Origin of the sequence: Pseudoxanthomonas sacheonensis, from assembly GCF_010093305.1 — a bacterium.
GTDB lineage: Bacteria > Pseudomonadota > Gammaproteobacteria > Xanthomonadales > Xanthomonadaceae > Pseudoxanthomonas_A > Pseudoxanthomonas_A sacheonensis.
Genome location: NZ_PDWS01000001.1, coordinates 84,547 through 101,386, shown reverse-complemented (window position 1 = coordinate 101,386; position 16,840 = coordinate 84,547). Strand labels below are relative to the sequence as shown.

13 protein-coding genes are annotated in these 16,840 nt (G+C 65.4%); 8 read left to right on the top strand and 5 right to left on the bottom strand.

Translation table 11 applies throughout. The features are described 5' to 3' along the window. Positions 1-86: 86 nt before the first annotated feature. The 3 genes from CSC73_RS00465 to gap all read right to left on the bottom strand — a co-directional run bounded on the left by CSC73_RS00465 (position 87) and on the right by gap (position 5,362). Positions 87-1,466 carry a DUF3999 domain-containing protein gene (locus tag CSC73_RS00465; protein WP_163838506.1) on the bottom strand — a complete coding sequence of 460 codons (1,380 nt, stop codon included), beginning with the start codon at positions 1,464-1,466 and terminating at the stop codon, positions 87-89. Next, positions 1,463-4,177, bottom strand: a complete 2,715-nt coding sequence (locus tag CSC73_RS00460) for a DUF2339 domain-containing protein (RefSeq protein ID WP_163838779.1) — start codon at positions 4,175-4,177, stop codon at positions 1,463-1,465. Before CSC73_RS00460 ends, CSC73_RS00465 begins: the two co-directional genes overlap by 4 nt. A 180-nt stretch (positions 4,178-4,357) precedes the next feature. Beyond that, positions 4,358-5,362 (bottom strand): type I glyceraldehyde-3-phosphate dehydrogenase, encoded by a 1,005-nt coding sequence (gene gap / locus CSC73_RS00455; RefSeq protein ID WP_163838505.1) that lies wholly within the window; start codon positions 5,360-5,362, stop codon positions 4,358-4,360. Between the two features lie 188 nt (positions 5,363-5,550). Here gap and CSC73_RS00450 point away from each other — a divergent pair, with 188 nt between their 5' ends. From CSC73_RS00450 to CSC73_RS00415, 8 genes are all read left to right on the top strand, one after another. Further along, positions 5,551-6,195 (top strand): OmpW/AlkL family protein, encoded by a 645-nt coding sequence (locus CSC73_RS00450; RefSeq protein ID WP_163838504.1) that lies wholly within the window; start codon positions 5,551-5,553, stop codon positions 6,193-6,195. An 82-nt stretch (positions 6,196-6,277) separates the two neighbouring features. Continuing rightward, positions 6,278-7,120, top strand: coding sequence for a S1/P1 nuclease (locus CSC73_RS00445; RefSeq protein ID WP_163838503.1), 843 nt, complete (start codon positions 6,278-6,280; stop codon positions 7,118-7,120). Positions 7,121-7,128: 8 nt separating this feature from the next. Then, entirely contained in the window at positions 7,129-7,995 is an 867-nt protein-coding gene (locus CSC73_RS00440; RefSeq protein ID WP_163838502.1) for an MBL fold metallo-hydrolase, read from the top strand. Between the two features lie 7 nt (positions 7,996-8,002). Next, positions 8,003-8,506, top strand: a complete 504-nt coding sequence (locus tag CSC73_RS00435) for a molybdopterin-dependent oxidoreductase (protein WP_163838501.1) — start codon at positions 8,003-8,005, stop codon at positions 8,504-8,506. Continuing rightward, positions 8,503-9,285 (top strand): molybdate ABC transporter substrate-binding protein, encoded by a 783-nt coding sequence (gene modA, locus CSC73_RS00430; RefSeq protein WP_163838500.1) that lies wholly within the window; start codon positions 8,503-8,505, stop codon positions 9,283-9,285. Before CSC73_RS00435 ends, modA begins: the two co-directional genes overlap by 4 nt. Positions 9,286-9,291: 6 nt before the next feature. Beyond that, the gene (modB, locus tag CSC73_RS00425) at positions 9,292-9,981 is read left to right on the top strand and encodes a molybdate ABC transporter permease subunit (protein ID WP_163838499.1); all 690 of its coding nucleotides are present in this window, start codon (positions 9,292-9,294) and stop codon (positions 9,979-9,981) included. Further along, a complete protein-coding gene (locus CSC73_RS00420; protein WP_163838498.1) occupies positions 9,981-10,598 on the top strand; it encodes an ATP-binding cassette domain-containing protein in 618 nt (205 codons plus the stop codon). Before modB ends, CSC73_RS00420 begins: the two co-directional genes overlap by 1 nt. A gap of 72 nt (positions 10,599-10,670) precedes the next feature. Further along, complete coding sequence (locus CSC73_RS00415) at positions 10,671-12,629, top strand: acetyl-CoA hydrolase/transferase C-terminal domain-containing protein (protein WP_163838497.1); 1,959 nt, start codon at positions 10,671-10,673, stop codon at positions 12,627-12,629. A gap of 164 nt (positions 12,630-12,793) precedes the next feature. Here CSC73_RS00415 and CSC73_RS00410 read toward each other — a convergent pair whose 3' ends face one another. Together CSC73_RS00410 and mprF are read right to left on the bottom strand one after the other, a co-directional pair. Further along, a complete protein-coding gene (locus CSC73_RS00410; RefSeq protein ID WP_163838496.1) occupies positions 12,794-14,191 on the bottom strand; it encodes a virulence factor family protein in 1,398 nt (465 codons plus the stop codon). Then, complete coding sequence (mprF, locus tag CSC73_RS00405; protein WP_163838495.1) at positions 14,188-16,773, bottom strand: bifunctional lysylphosphatidylglycerol flippase/synthetase MprF; 2,586 nt, start codon at positions 16,771-16,773, stop codon at positions 14,188-14,190. Before mprF ends, CSC73_RS00410 begins: the two co-directional genes overlap by 4 nt. Positions 16,774-16,840 lie beyond the last annotated feature (67 nt).

The following is a 16,840-nucleotide window of genomic DNA, read 5'->3' as shown; positions in this document are numbered from 1 at the left end:
GGAGCGGCGTCCCGCCGCGAGCTTTTCGCTTATTTCCGCGAAGAGCAAAAGCTCGCGGCGGGACGCCGCTCCCACGTTTCTCCCGATTAATCGGGTTTGTTGCCAGCCGGCTTCTTCAACAGACTGAATGCGAATCCCGCGACGATCAGCGCGCCGGCGGCCAGAAGTCCCCACAGCAACCAGGCTTTCCAGTCGCGTTCCACCGGTGCGGGCGTCAACGCACTGGCGCCGGCGAGGGACTGCGCGGCTCCAAGCGCGGCGCTGGCCGGCTGCCAGTCCTGCCCGCGCTGCGCACGCAGGGCATCGACCAGTTGCGGCAGCGGCGACTCGGCGCGCTTCCCACGCGCACTGCCAGCAAGCAATGCATAAGGCGTCTTGCCCTGGGCCAGGAACACAAGCACTTCGGGGCGATAGCCCAGCCTCAGCGTCGGTGCGGCTTCATTGGGGTTGTTCCTGGGGATCAACCGCCAATAGTGGTCGCGGTTCAACTGCTGCAACGCTTGCGGCGGCGAGCGGTTGGAAACATTGCCCCCTTCCAATTGAAAAGCCATCCACGGCGCGGCGGCGAACCGCCACTCCGATTCCTCGCTGTCGCGCGATTTCAGGATCCATTCGTTGGAACTATTGCCTGGCAGCGCCACGTCGGCGCGCTCGAACGGAAAGCGCCCTTCGACCCGATACTCGAAGGAAACCGAACCGTCCTTGTCGACGATGCGCTTGCCGCTTATTTCCTCCCACTGCCAGTCCTGTACGACCTGCGCCGGCGCGAACTCGGCAGTCACCTTGGTCAAGTTCAGCGCTCGCTGGTCTTTGCGCAACGGCTCCAGGCGCAGGTATTTCGCCTTCACGCCATCCAATGCGATGCGGTTCTCGAAAATGCGCGCCCCGTTGTTCTGCAGTTCGACCAGATGGCCTTCTTCCTGCACGGTGCGCCAGCTCTTCAGATCGTCGGAAGCGGTGACCCGGTAAGGCCGGTCGAACGGCGCCTGCCCCGCGGCCCAGACGATCCGCAAAGCCCGCACGGGTTCGCGCAAGCGGCTGGTGTCGAGCAGGTATTCGTTGCTGGAAGCCTCCGTCGCAGTCCCGGCACCGCTCATCACTACCCGGCGCAGACTGCCGTCGGCGGCGATCTCGCTGATCGAGGCGATATCGCGCGATTGCGAGGCATTGCCGGAAGGCAGCGGGAACCACGGCACCTCCACACCATTGGCAGGTCTGGCCAGCGGCTGTTCGGCATCGAATAAAGAGGCCGCCATCTCCGAACCATCGGCATTCACCACCACCAGATCCTTCAACGTGGGCGACTGCAGCTGCCGATAGACCGTTCGGTCCAGCACTACGCGGTAGGCGCCGGCGTCCTGCTCGGCCAAAGTCAGCGGCCATTGCTGCGCATAGTCGTCGCGCGGGCCGGCGACAGCCGCCAGCGGCAACAGGGCAAGCGATGCGATCAGGGCGAAACGTTTCATGCGTTGGCTTCCTCGGTTGCGGTGCGCGGCGGTGCCGGCGCGAAATAGCCGACCAGCGTGCACAGCAGGCCGTAGGCGACGAAGGAACCGATGCCGAGCAGATCGCCCAGATTCTGGCGGTCGACGAATACCAGCTTGGCCAGCACCACGCCCATCAGTACCGCACCCGCCAGCCACAACCCGCGATGGCCGCGACGCGAACCGATCACCCAGCCCAGCACGCCCAGCACGCTCCACACCACAGTCAGGCTGGTCTGCGCCAGACTGGTGGAAAGCATGTCCGTCCCCCACTCCACGCCGCCCCAGTGATGCACGGCGCGCAGGGTGATGAAGGTGACCATCAAGAAGCCGGCGCTGGACGTCTTGAAGATGCGCAGGCTCTGCAATAGCCGCGGAGCCTGCTCCGACCACAGCCAGCGGGCAGCGAGCGCGAGCACCGCCAGTTGCGCCAGCTCCATCGGATTCAACACCGGCACCCATGCCAGCGGCGCGCTATCGCCCGCCTGGAACAAGGCGATCAGCCACCACAGCCCCAGCAAGGTGAAATACACCGTCTGCAAAGCGGTTCGATAGGGATCGAAACGCTCGCCCTGCGGTGCGGCCAGCCAGCTCCAACGGAACAGCGACAGCGTCGCCGCCGCCAACCACGGCAAGACCAGCAGCGCGATCCGCCAGCCTTGCGCCAGTTCGAAGCGATCGGCCGACCATGTGAACAGCAGCGCGATCACCGTGGGCCAGACCAGCCACCAGGCGAACTGTGCCCAACCGGCAAAGCGATCGGCATTGGTCCGCAGGCATAGCAGGCTGCGGATACCCAGCACGGCGAACAGCAGCCACGCCCACGCGCCGTAACCGGCGAACGGCTGCACATGCGCATCCATCTGCGCCAAAGCCAACGGAATGGCGGCGACGAAACCACCCAACGTAGTCAGCGCCAGCGCGGCCGCGGGTCGCCGGCGATGCACTTCCGCGGCCAGCCAGCCGGTCGCGGCAGCGAAGGCGAGCAATGCGTCGGCGCGCGTCGCCGGAGCGACGAAGGCTTCGATCTCGTTGACCGCATTGCCGCACCACCACAACAGTCCCCACAGGTAATACAGCAGCGCCACCTGCGATTTCCCTTCGCGGCGGTACGCCCATGCGCTGGCCAAACCCGCCAGTGCGATCAGCAGCGCGCCCATGAAGGTCGGATTGGCGATGGCCTGTTCGTTCGGCCAGTACTCCGATGCGCCGATGAAGAGCGCAGCAGCAGCGGCCAACTGCAATCCCGCCCCGGTGAGCTGCGGCAGCCAGCGTTGCTGGCGCAGGCCCAACCAGGCCAGCGCCGCACCTTCCAGCGCGAACACCGATGCGGTGGCGCGTGCCGACAACGCCAGGGGCACGGCAAGCGTGGCGAAGCCGACGGCGAGCAGCGCATATGAAGCGCCCAACGCGGCGTAACGCTCGCGATGGATGAACAATTTCGCCAGCACCGCGTACAGCGCACCCAGTCCCAGTGCGCACCAGGCCAGCGGCATGCGCGGGCTTTGATCGGTGGGCATCAGCAGTGCCGCCTGCAACGAGAACACGATCAGCGGCGTGCCGAACACCAGGCAGCCGTCGATGAAGTCGCCGCGGCTGGCCGGCTGCTTGCGCGCGTACAGGATCGGGATGATCAGGTAGAAGGCGAAGAACAGCAGCAGGAAGGGTTCGGTGCTGGCGAACTTGTCGGCGTTGTACTGCAGCACGCCCCAGACCGTGCCGATGCCGAAGGTGAAGACGAAGCCCAGCAGGTTGAGCACGCGCCACGGGCGCCACCAGGCGATAGCCAGGATCGCCGCGTTCAATACCGCGTAATAGGAGAACAGGGCGACATGGTTGCCGCTGCCCGTGGACAGCCAGATCGGCGCCATGAAGCCGGCCAGGATGCCGAGCACGGCCAGCGTCTTCGAGTTCTGCGCCACGGCCAGCACGCCGACGCCGGCGATCAGCACCACGCTGAGTCCGAAGGCCGGAGCAGCCTCGATCAGGCCGTACATCTTGAACGCCGCGAATACGGTCAGCAGCAGCACGCCGATGGCCCCGCCCTGCACCGCCAGCGCGAACGAACGCTTGCTCTCGCGCTGGCGCCAGCCGAACACCAGACCCGCGAGCGCGGCGGCGGAAATACCGGCCAGCCGCAATTCGATCGGCACGGTCAGCCAGCCCTGGTCGCTGGCGTATTTCAGCAGCGCGGCCACGCCGGCCAGCAGCACCAGCATGCCGATCTTCACCGGCACGTTGCCCACGGTGAACCAGCGTTTGATGGCGCGCGCGGCAACGGTGAACACGTCCGGCGTGGAGGGTGGCGGCGGTACCGCGCGACGCGGTGCGGCGGGAGGCGCTGGCGGCAACGGCGGCGGCAATGGCGCGGCCGTAGGATCGGGCACTCGCGCCTGCCTGATTGGGGCGACCGGTTCCTGCACGGTCGGCGTGCGGGTCAGCTCGGCAAGCGTGGGCTCGCGCTCGGTCTCTGGCGGTACGAAGGCTTCTTCGTCCGTCGTTGGCGCGTAAGGGGGACGATAGGCGGACTCGGGACGGGACGGCGCTGGTGCGATGCCTGGTTGCCGGCGGTAGACCGTTTCTTCCAGTTCGCCGACGCGCCGCTTCAGTCCGCTGATGGAAACCAGCGCCATGATCAGCAGGATCGGTACGGCCAATACCACCAGACCAAGCAGAATCAGAATGCCCGCCAGATCATCCATGTGTACTTCCCCTATGCGTGTGCTTGCGGAGCCTCAGTCAAACCCGGCGTATTTGCAACACGGCTCCCCCAGGTGCCGTGCCGCTCGACCCACAGTAGCGGATTGTTGTACCCAAACGACAGGAGCGCCACTCGGGCGCTCCTGTAAACATTCCGTTGGCCGTACCGCGGCTTACTTGCCCGCGACCACCCGCACCATTTCCAGGCACTTGTTGGAGTAACCCCACTCGTTGTCGTACCAGCTGACCAGCTTGACGAAGGTGCTGTCCAGCGCGATGCCGGCATCGGCGTCGAAGATGGAGGTGCGGGTATCGCCGCGGAAATCGGTGGCCACCACCTTGTCTTCGGTGTAGCCAAGGATGCCCTTCAGCGCGCCTTCGCTCTGCGCCTTCATCTCTGCCTTGATTTCTTCGTAGGTGGCGGGCTTCTCGAGTTCGGCGGTCAGATCCACCACCGACACGTCGCTGGTCGGCACGCGGAAGCTCATGCCGGTCAGTTTCTTGTTCAATTCCGGAATCACCACGCCCACCGCCTTGGCCGCGCCGGTGCTGGAGGGAATGATGTTCTCCAGGATGCCGCGCCCGCCGCGCCAGTCCTTGTTGCTGGGACCGTCCACGGTCTTCTGCGTGGCGGTGGCCGCGTGCACGGTGGTCATCAGGCCGCGCTTGATGCCCCACTTGTCGTGGATGACCTTGGCCAGGGGCGCCAGGCAGTTGGTGGTGCAGCTGGCGTTGCTGATGATCGCTTCGCCGGCGTATTTCTTGTCGTTGACGCCGAACACGAACATCGGCGTGTCGTCCTTCGACGGCGCCGACAGGATGACTTTCTTGGCGCCTGCATCCAGGTGCTTCTGCGCGGTGGCCTTGTCGAGGAACAGACCGGTGGATTCGATCACCACTTCGGCGCCCACGGCGTCCCATTTCAGGTTGGCCGGGTCGCGCTCCTGGGTCAGACGGATGCGGTTGCCGTTGATGACCAGGTGATCGCCATCGACCGAGACTTCCCCATCGAAACGCCCGTGCACCGAGTCGTACTTCAGCATGTAGGCCAGGTAGTCCGGCTCCAGCAGGTCGTTGATGGCCACGATCTGGATGTCGCTGCCGAAATTCTGCACGGCCGAACGCAGCACGTTGCGCCCGATGCGGCCGAAACCGTTGATGCCCACCTTGATCGTCATTGCTCGAAACTCCTGCGGCCGCATGCTGCGGCGGGTTGACGGGACGGCCATTCTAGCAGCCAGCGAAGTGCCGCCTGCAGCCGGAGCCGGCTCAGCGGCAAACAAGGCACCGGCGATTGATCGAGATCAAGGCGCTTGCGTTAAGAAATTGGAAAACTGCATGCACTCCCCAAAACGAAGAGAACGACATGCCCAAGATTTCCCCTCTTATCCTCGCCGGCCTTGCCGCCGCCATCGCGACGGCCGCCACGCCTGCCTTCGCCCAGTCCAAGGGCGACTGGACTCTTGGCGTGGGCGTGCACCAGGTCAACCCCAAATCGGACAACGGCGCCCTCGATGGCACGGCGCTGGGGCTGGGTCGCCTGCCCGTGGAAGTGGACAGCGACGTCTCGCCCACCGTCACTCTTGAATATTTCATCGCCGACGACATGGGCATCGAAGTGCTGGCCGCCCTGCCTTTCAAGCATGGGATCAGCATCGACGGCGTCGGCACCGTCGGCGAAACCAAGCAACTGCCGCCCGTGGTGTCGTTTCAGTACCACTTCAACAGCGCCGGCAAGGTCTCGCCGTTTCTGGGCGCGGGCATCAACTACACCGCGTTCTTCAGCGAGGAGAGCAAAGGCGCATTGGCCGGGACCCGGCTGAAGCTGGAGGACTCCTGGGGCCTGGCGGCGCATGCCGGCCTGGACTTCAAGGTCGGCGACCGCAGTGCGGTGCGGGTGGACGTGCGCTGGGCCGATATCGACGCGAAGGTCGAGGTGAACGGCGCCAAGCTGGGCAGCGTCAGCATAGACCCGCTGGTGTACGGCGCGGCCTACGTCTGGAAGTTCTGAGGCAGCGCATCGCATGATCCGTGGATCATGCCGGTTAGAATTTCCGGCCGGTCAGAATCTCCGACCAGTTAGAATCTCCGGCATGATCCGAATTTCCCTACTGCTGCTCGCCTGCATTCTCCTGTGCCCTCAGCGCGCCCTGGCTTGGTCCAACTCCGGCCATCGCATGATCGGCGATATCGCCCAACGCCATCTCACGCCCGTAGCCAGCGCCCAGGTCGCCTTGCTTTTACAGGGCGAAGCGGAGCCCAGCCTTGCCGGCGTGGCATCGTGGGCCGATACGCTGCGCAAGAGCAATCCGGAAAGCTACAAGAAGACCGAGCGCTGGCACTACATCAATTTCCCGGCCGGAACCTGCGCCTACCGTCCCCAGCGCGACTGTCCCGACGGCAACTGCGTGGTGGGCCAGATCGAACGCCAGCGCGCCATCCTGGGCGATCGCGCGCAACCGCTGCAGGCGCGGCGGGAAGCGCTGAAGTTCCTCGTGCATTTCGTCGGCGACGTGCACCAGCCCCTGCACGCCAGCAATCGCAAAGACAAGGGCGGCAATGATTTCCAGATCAGTCTGCGCACCGACCTGCAGCCGGAAGCCTATGCGCAGAAGAACTACGTCGACGGCGTGATGGGTACCAACCTGCACTCCATCTGGGACTATTACATTCTGGCTTCGGAAGGCCTGTCCACCCCGCGGTACGCCGACCGCCTGTCCGCATTGCCCTGGCCGCCCAAGCTGCCGGGCAAATCCGCCAACCCCGCCGATTGGGCCAGCGAATCCTGCAAGCTGATCGATTCGCAGCATCTTTATCCCAAGCCGCACAAGATGGACAGCCGCTATCTGGATGCGCAGCGGCCGCTGGCCGAACGCCAGCTGCGCATCGCTGCGAAACGGCTCGCCGACCTGCTAAACGCCACGCTTACCGACTGACGCACGCCATGCGACCCGCTGTCCATCCCCTGCACCATGCCGATACTGGCACCTGGAGCTACGCGGTCGCGGACCCGACCACGCGGATGGCGGCGATCATCGACCCGGTGCTGGACTTCGACGCCAAATCCGCACGCATCGCCCACGTTTCTGCGCAAAAGCTGCTCGACATCGTGCAGCAGCACGGTTACGACGTGCGCTGGCTGCTGGAAACCCATGCGCATGCCGACCATCTGTCGGCGGCGGACTGGCTCAAGCAGAGACTTCCCGCCGCCACGCTCGCCATCGGCGCAGGCATCCGCGAAGTGCAGAAGACCTTCGCCTCCAAGCTGGACCCGGCTGGCGCGCTGGATACCGACGGTTCGCAGTTCGACCGGCTTTTCGGCGACGACGACCGTTTCGAAGTGGGCACGCTGCAGGCCCGCGCGATTCCCGTGCCCGGCCATACGCGCGACAGCCTGGCTTATCTGATCGGCGATGCCCTGTTCACCGGCGACTCGCTGTTCATGCCGGACGCCGGCACCGCACGCTGCGATTTCCCGGGCGGCGACGCGGCGACGTTGTACCGCTCGATCCGCCGGCTTTACGATGGGTTGCCGGACGACACAAGGATGTTCGTCTGCCACGACTACGGCCCTGGCGGCCGCGAAGCCGCCTGCGAAACCACCATCGGCGAACAACGGCGCAGCAACATTCACGTTCGCGACGGCGTGGACGAAAACGCCTTCGTAACATTGCGCAAGGCGCGCGATGCGACACTCGCTATGCCGGCTTTGATCCTGCCTTCGCTGCAGGTCAACCTGCGCGGCGGCGCCTTGCCGGAGCCCGAAGGCAATGGCGTGCGGTACCTGCGGATTCCCCTCGATTCGTTGTGAGAAAGCCATGACCGTTTTTCCAGCGTATTGCAGAGTCGCGATAGCCCTCGTCCTGCTTGGCGCCGTTCCATCGTTGCGCGCCCAGGATCACAGTCACGCCTCCGACCCTACCTCTCCTTCACCGCTGTCGGTGCCGGTGGACGAAGCGACGCTGGCGACGCTTCCACGCACGGCCGTAGCCGTCACCACACAGGGTAAAACCGTCACCTGCACAGGCGTCAGGCTTTCGATCCTGCTGACCCGCGCCGGAGTGCTGTCGGCGGAGCATCTGCGCGGACCCGCGCTGGCCAGCTACGTACTGGTGACTGCCCGTGACGGCAATCGCGTGATCTATTCGCTGGCCGAACTGGAGCCTACGCTCGGCAACAACAATGTGGTGCTGGTGAATCAGTGCGACGGCAAACCCTTGCCCGGCGACAGCGGCCCCTTGCGCTTGATCGCGCCGGCGGAATCGCGGGCCGCGCGCTGGCTGCGCCAGGTGCAGTCGATCACCGTGGTGGCCGCGCCATGAGCGGCCGGATTCTCAAGGCATGGGGCTGCCTGCTCGCATTGGTCCTGTCCGGCGGCGACCTGCGGGCGGCGGAGAATGCCGAACCGCTCACCGTGTTCGCCGCCGCCAGCCTCAAGGAATCGCTGGACGAAGCCGCCGTTGCATACCGGAAAGCCAGCGGGCAGACGGTACGCGTGTCCTATGCGGCCAGTTCGGCGCTGGCGCGTCAGATAGAACAGGGGGCGCCGGCCGACGTGTTCCTTTCCGCCGATCTTGAGTGGATGGATTATCTGCAGCAGCGCCGCCTCATCGATCCCTCGACCCGGCGGAACCTGTTGGGCAACACGCTGGTGCTGGTGGCGCCGGCCACCGGCAATCTTGCGCCGGTGGATCTGAAACCCGGCGTCGACCTGCTTCCGCGGCTGGGCGAAAAAGGCCGCATCGCGCTCGGCCTGACCGCCAGCGTGCCTGCGGGCAAATACGCGAAGGCGGCTTTCGTTTCGCTGGGCGTCTGGAAATCGCTCGAACCCCGCGTGGCCGAAGCCGAAAGCGTGCGCGCGGCGCTGATGCTGGTCGCGCGCAGCGAAGCGCCGCTGGGCGTGGTCTACGGCAGCGATGCGCGGGCCGAACCGAAGGTCCGGGTGATTGCGGTATTCCCGGAAGACACGCACGCACCCATCGTCTATCCGGTTGCGCGTATCGCGGCGGGCAAGCACCCACGGGCCGCCGCGTTCGCGCGCTGGCTGTCCACGCCCGCGGCTTCGAAGATCTTCCGCGCGCACGGCTTCAAGGTGCTCTAGAGCCGCATGCCGCTCTTCACCGCCGACGAACTCACCGCGATCGCGCTTAGCCTCAAGGTCGCCAGCGTGGCCGCGCTGACCAGCCTACCGTTCGGCATCGCGCTCGGCTGGCTGCTGGCGCGCAAGCGCTTTCCCGGAAAATCCCTGCTCGATGCGCTGGTGCACTTGCCGCTGGTGCTGCCGCCGGTGGTCGTGGGCTACGTGCTGCTGGTGAATTTCGGCAACCAGGGTGCGATAGGCAAATTCCTGGCTTCCTTCGGCATCGACTTCGCTTTCCGCTGGACCGGCGCAGCGCTGGCCAGCGCGATCATGGGCTTTCCGCTGATGGTGCGCGCGATCCGGCTTTCCATCGAGGCCGCCGACCGTCGCCTGGAACAGGCGGCGGCCACCCTGGGCGCCAGTCCCTGGCGCGTTTTCCGCACGATCACTTTGCCGCTGGCCTGGCCGGGCATCGTCGCCGGCGCAGTGCTGGCCTTCGCCAAAGCACTGGGGGAATTCGGCGCCACCATCACCTTCGTTTCCAACATCCCGGGCGAGACGCAGACGCTTTCGTCGGCGATCTACGGGCTGCTGCAGGTTCCCGGCGGCGAGTCGGGAATCTGGCGCCTGGCGATGGTGGCCGTTGGCATCTCGCTGCTTGCGCTGTTGCTGTCGGAGTGGCTGACCCGCCGTCAGCGCGAGGACGAGGTGCACTGATGCTGTCGCTGGATCTGAAGCTTCGCCGCGGCTCCTTCGAGCGGCACGTGCGCATAGAAGATGCCGCCCGCGTGATCGCGCTCAGCGGCCATTCCGGCGCCGGCAAGACCAGCGTGCTGCATGCCATCGCAGGATTGGTGAGGCCGGTGTCCGGGCATATCGAAGTCGATGGCCGGCGCCTGTTCGACAGCGCACGCGGCATCGACGTCGCTCCGCATCGCCGCCGCGTGGGTTATGTCTTCCAGGACACCCGCTTGTTCCCGCACCTCGACGTAAGGCGCAATCTGCAGTACGGACGCCATCAGAACGGAGCCGCCGACGCGTTCGGTTTCGATGCGGTCGTGGCATTGCTCGGAATCGAACCGTTGCTGGATCGCCGCATCGCCAATCTTTCCGGCGGCGAAAGCCAGCGCATCGCGTTGGGCCGCGCCCTGCTCTCGCAACCGGCGCTGCTGCTGCTGGACGAGCCCCTTTCGATGCTGGATCAGGCGCGCCGCGAGGAACTGATTCCCTATCTGCAACGCGTGCGCGACGAAACCACTTTGCCCATCGTATACGTCAGCCACTCCGCCGACGAGGTGAAGCGGCTGACCGATGCGGTGCATGTGCTGGATTGAGCCGGCTGCCTGTTATCGGAGAATCCAACCCGCTATATAGTGTGGCGGTCGCCGGACGGCTAGGCTTTGCCCATGACCATACACCTGACAGACCTGGATGAGGCCGTCGCCCTGCTCCTTCGCCGTATTCCCGGCACGCTGCGCATCGCCGCCCCTCTTGCCATCGGCAAACCGCATCGTTTGCTCAACGCCCTGTATCGGCGGGTGGAGAAAGATCCCTCGCGTCCGATGCAGATCTACACCGCGCTATCGCTCGACCCGCCCGCTGCGGGCAGCGATCTGGAACGGCGCTTTCTGGCGCCCTTCGCCCAACGCCACTTCGGCGACGATTTCCCCGTGCTTCTCTATGCGCAGGCGATGAAACGCGACGCCCTTCCGGCGCACATCCAGGTGGAAGAGTTCTACATGCAATCCGGCGCGCTGCTGAAGTCCTCGCAGGCGCAGCGCGCCTACACCAGCCTCAACTACACCCAGGCCGCGGCCGGTGTGGCGCAACGCGGGGCCAACGCGATTCTGCAGAAGGTCGCGCGCGAACCCGATGGCACGCGGTTATCGCTCTCGTGCAACAACGACACCACCCAGGACACCATCGATGCGATCCGCGCGCTGGGCCTGCCGCGCCCGTTGATGGTCGCGGAAATCGATCCGCAGCTGCCGTGGATCGGCGGCACCGCGGCGGTGGAAGAAAGCTTCTTCGACATCGTGATAACGCCGCCCGGCCCATATCCGAAACTGTTCGCACTGCCGCGCCAGCCGGTGGGCGACGTGGACTACGCCATAGGCCTGTACGCCAGCACGCTGGTGCGCGATGGCGGTACATTGCAGATAGGCATCGGCGCGCTGGCCGATGCGCTGTCGCATGCGCTGGCGCTGCGCCATACCGACAACGAAAAATACCGCGAAGTGCTGCATGCGCTGGACCCGGAACTGGCGCACCACCCGGCAGTGATCGCCAGCGGCGGCATGGATCCGTTCGCCATAGGCCTGTACGGCTGCAGCGAGATGCTCAACGAAGGCTTCAAACGGCTGGTCGAGGCCGGCGTCATCCGCCGCAAGGTGGTGGACGACGAGGCGCTGATGACACGCATCGCCCAAGGCACCGCCAACATCGGCGACCAGGCGCGATTGGAACGCGACGGCGAATATCTGCACGGCGCCTTCTATCTGGGTTCGCCCGCGTTCTACGACTGGCTGCGCCATCTTCCCGACGACCAGCGCCGCAGCATCGGCATGCGCCGCATCAGCGAGATCAACCAGCTCTACGGCGGGCACGAGTCGCTCGAACGCCTGCAACGCAGCGGGTCGCGCTTCTTCAACACCTGCATGATGGCTACCGCCTTGGGCGATGCGGTGTCCGACGGGCTGGAGGACGGGCGCATCGTGTCCGGCGTGGGCGGGCAGTACAACTTCGTGGCCATGGCCCATGCGCTGGAAGACGCGCGCAGCGTGCTGATGTTCCGCTCGCAGCGCGGCGAAGGCGGCAAGGCCGAATCCAGCGTGCGCTGGAATTACGGCCACACCACCATCCCGCGCCATCTGCGCGACATCTACGTCAACGAGTACGGTATCGCCGATCTGCTGGGCCAGACCGACGAAGACTGCGTGATCGCCATGGCCGGCATCACCGGCGTGCAGTTCCAAGCCGGTTTGCTGGAGAAGGCAAAGCACTCGAAGAAACTGCGCACGGATTTCTCAGCCGAACCGGAATGGGCGCGGAACACGCCGCAACGGTTGCGCGACGCGCTGGCCCCGTTCCGCAGCGACGGTACGCTGCCGGACTATCCGCTGGGCAGCGACTTCACCGAAGTGGAGCAGAGGTTGGTGAAGGCCCTCGGCTGGTTGAAAACCGAGACGGACACGCTGCCGGGAAAACTGCGAACCCTCTGCAGTGCGCTGATCACCGGCGGGCATGCGGATACTGAAGCCTTGCAACGCATGGCGCTCGACCGACCCGCCAGTGCGGGCGAATGGCTGTACTCCAGGCTGGTTTTGCACGCCTTGTCGAAAACCCTATCCCGACCAGCAGATTAGTGCTGCTTGAGGCGACAAGGCACTGCAGATTGCAAGAACGGCCCAGGTTAGCGGTAGGTCGGGGCTACGCCCCCGACGCGCGTAATGGCCAGGTTTTCCGTACGTCGGGGGCGTAGCCCCGACCTACCTTACGGCTCTTGCCGCTTTTATGGTTTTGGCTGATTTTACGGCAGGCCCTGGGGCTCCGCGATGCGTTGCACGATGAGCTCGGCGAGTTTGTCGTAGGCGCCGTCGAAATGATGCCCGCCCGGCAGCGATTGCGCATGCACGTGTCCGGGCGGAATATCCGGGCATAGCGAATCGTCCTCGTCCTCGCCGTAAAGGCACAGCGTGTCCGCATCGCTCAACTTCAGCGTCTCCGGCAGGATCGGCAGGCCGTCGTCCTTGCCGATCCAGTTGGCCAGATGGAATTCGAAGGAAGCGTTCTGCCCCAGGCCCATGAGCACGGTCTGCGCCACTCGTGCACGGGAGGCGTCGGGCAGCCGGTTCACCGCGAAGGGCAATACGTCGGCGCCCTGCGAGTAGCCGATCAGCACGACCCGTTTCTTGCCCCAATGCTTGGTGTAATGACGCACGATCCGGTCGATATCGGCGGCCAGCTCATCGGGTTCGCGCGCCTTCCAGAAATAACGCAAGGAATCGAAACCGACCACGGCAATTCCCTTGGCGACGAGTGCGTTCGCCACTTCCTTGTCCAGTCCGGCCCAACCGCCGTCGCCGCTCAGCAGGATGGCGAAGGTGTCGTCGTCGCCAGCGGCCGGCACTTCTATCAAAGGCAGGTCGATCAGTTTCGCCGGTGGTGGTGGCAGCGCTATGCCGCGCCCCGCGGTCAATACGCGGTAACTGGCCAGGAGCGCTGGCAACGCGCCTTTGTCCGTCCACGGATCCCTACCGCGGCCGGGCAGCGCCGATAGCGCGGCGCCACGGGTGCGGCCGACGAAATCGCGCACGCTGGCGACTGCACAACGATCGTCATTGGTTTGCTGCAGCACGACCCAGGGTTGCGGCAGCTCCGATACGGGCGCGAGGATCGAAACAGCGCCCTTCGCGCCCTCGAGGAAGTGCTTGTCGGCGCGCTGGCACAGCGGCTTCCCCAGATCCAGCCGTGGACAGAACGACAACGAGATCGTCCCGGCGAAAGTGTCTTGGTCGGTGACCGCCTGCATCGCGTAAGCGAGCGCGGCGCCGGACCCGTAGCCGACCAGCAAGGGCGTGCGGTAAGTGGGCTGCTGCGCGTAGCCTTGCAGGTAGTGCGAAAGGTTTTCCAGGTCGCCGTCCGGCAGCACGCAATCGTCGCCGTCTTTGGCCAGGGCGGTGCGCAGCTTGGGCATGTCGATGCCCGCCACCATCGCGCCTTCCTTGACCAGGGCACGGGCGGCAGTATCCATTGTCCCGTCCCAACCCCTCTCGCCGGAAAGGAACAGCACGAACTGGTTGGCTTCCCCTTGCGGCCGATACAACGCGACGCGGTCGAAGGAACCGTGCGAGATGCGCTCCTGCGCATGCGCAGGCAGCATGGACAGAAACGCGACCGACAGCGAAACCACGAGACGTTTGATCATTTTGCGATGACACCCTTCAAACCGCCGCTGATCAACGCGGCGATATCGGCCAGCAGGAGCAACGGGACGACACCGCCCGGCGATGCCAGGTAGCGCGCTTCCCATTGCGGATCGAATTTTTCCTTGAACGCGCGCAATCCGCGGAAATTGTAGAAATTCTCGCCGTGCGCGAACAACAACCGGCCTCCGCGGTGCCAGAACGGGGCAAGCGAATGCTTGGCCATGCCCGACAGCGGCGCCATGCCCAGGCCGAACCGCTGGAATCCGAGTCCGCGCGAATGCAGCATCAGTTCGGCGAACAGGAAATCCATGGTGCCGTAAGGCATCTTCGGCAGGTGCCGCATCAGATCGACGGTGGCCTCGGCCTTGGTATCGGTGGTCAGCAGCGTGGCGAAGGCGACGATGCGGCCCTCGTGACGTACTACGGCTACCGGCTGTCTCAGCACATAGTCGTCGATGAAAGCGCCTACCGAGAAGCGTTTCTCCGCCGCCCGGTGTTCGGCCAGCCACGCATCGGAAACGGCGCGCAGCTCATCGAGGATCGCCGGCACTTCTTCCACCGGCACCATCCGGAATTCGGCGCCTTCGCGTTCGGCGCGCTTGATGCTGTAGCGCAGGTTGGAACGGCGCTTGCCTTCCAGGGAGAAATCGGTCAGCGGCACATAAGCGTATTCGCCCAGCTTGAACAGGCGCATGCCCGCGTCCAGATACATCGACAACGCTTGCGGACGCACCTGGTAGAAACAAGCGCGCCCTCCCGCCTCGCGTGCGCGCTCCACCAGGCGCCATACCAGCTCCGCCTGTTCGTTTTCCGGCCCCAGCGGATCGAACAGGCCGATCCACGAGCGCCGCTGGCGCCCGAACATCACCATGGCGTTGCCGGTTTCCGAGAACAGAAACTGCTTGTCGCCGGTCAGCGCCAGAAAACCGTCGGCGTTGTCCTGTCGGCGGACGATCGAATCCGCGCGCGCCAGTGCGGCCGCGTCCGGCGGCTCCGGCGCCGACGAGGCAGGGCGCAACAGCTGGCGCACCGCCAGCACCAGGGCCAACAGGGCGATACCCACCAGCGCACGCAACGAACGCGGCGCATGCCCGTTGAACTCGAACTGCCACCACAACTCATGGGTGTAGTCGATGTCCTGGTAGGCGAAGAACAGCAACGCGATCAACGCGGCGAAGATGGCCGCGACCGCCAGCAACCAGCCGCCGGTGAACGGCACCGACAGCAGTGAGGCCTTGCGCGTGAACTGTTTCCGCGACAAGGCCAGCGCGGTCACCAGCGAGACCAACAGCACCGCTTCCGATACGGCAATGCCCTTGGGCAGCGCCATCAACAAGGTCATCCCCGCCAACCCCAACCCCGCCCACCATGCCGCGTCCAGCCGCGACAACATGCCGCGCGCGACGAACAGCAGCGCCAATCCGGCGACGCTGCTGAGGAAATGCGACGCTTCCACCAGAGGCAGCGGCACATGCAAAGCCAGCAACTCGGTGGCTTCTTCGGTGGCGGGCGTGACCCCCGATACCAGCACCACCACCGCCACGACCAGCGTATAGGCGGCGAGCAGAAGGGGTGCCAAACTGCTGACCGCCCGGGTCAACGGCGCCGCGACTCCGCTGCGCAGTTCGTACAGCATCATCAGCAGCATGGCCAGCAGCAACGGCAGCACGTAGTAGACGAGGCGATAGAGCACCAGTGCTCCGGCCAGCGCTTCGGCGGGCACCCGTCCGCCGAGCGCCACCAGCATGACCGCCTCGAACACGCCCAGTCCGCCCGGCACATGACTGATCACGCCCAGCACCAGCGCCGCCGCATAGAAGCCGATGAAGACCGGGAAGCCGACCGCGCCGTCGGGCAGCAGCACCCACAGCACCGCGCCCGCAGCCAGGATATCCAGCACCGACCACAACAACTGCCGCAGCGCCAGCGAGGCCCGCGGCAAGCGCAGGGGCAAGCGCCCGAACAAACGGCGTTCGCGGCCGTCGCGGCACCACACCAGCAGGGCGCCGATAGCGGCCAGAACCAGCCAGGCACTGATCGACAACAGCCAGGCGGGTACATGCACCAGTGGGGCAAGTACTTGCACGTCCCACAGCAAGCCCAGCGCTCCCACCGTACCGACACCCAAGCCGAAGGCCACCGCATTGAAAGCGATGGCCCGCGAAATCAGCCCGGCTTCCACACCGGCGGCCCCGTACAGGCGCATGCGCACCGCACCGCCGGTGAACACGCCCAGGCCGATGGTGTTGGTCAACGCGTAGGCGATGAAGGAAGTCTGCGCGACCACCCGGTAGGGCACCGACGCACCCACGTAGCGAAGCGAGGAGTGGTCGTAACCGCTCAACGCCAGGTAGCTCACCGCCGTGGCCAGCAAGGCCAACGCCAGATCTCCGGTGTCGACGCCTCGTACCGCCGCCACGACCTGGTCGTAGCTGATTTCCTGCCACAGGCCCTTGAACGCGAACGCAAGCAATCCCGCCAGCGCGATCACGCCCGCCGCCAGCAACCAGGGCTTGCCCCGCTGCAGCAAGGGCAACCACGATGCCGCCTTGAAATCGATGGTCCGCTGCCTGCGCGACATGGCCCCTAACCGCCGTTGAACGCCTCTATGCGACAGGTTTCCATTCGCCGCAGTTCCCCGCCTTTAT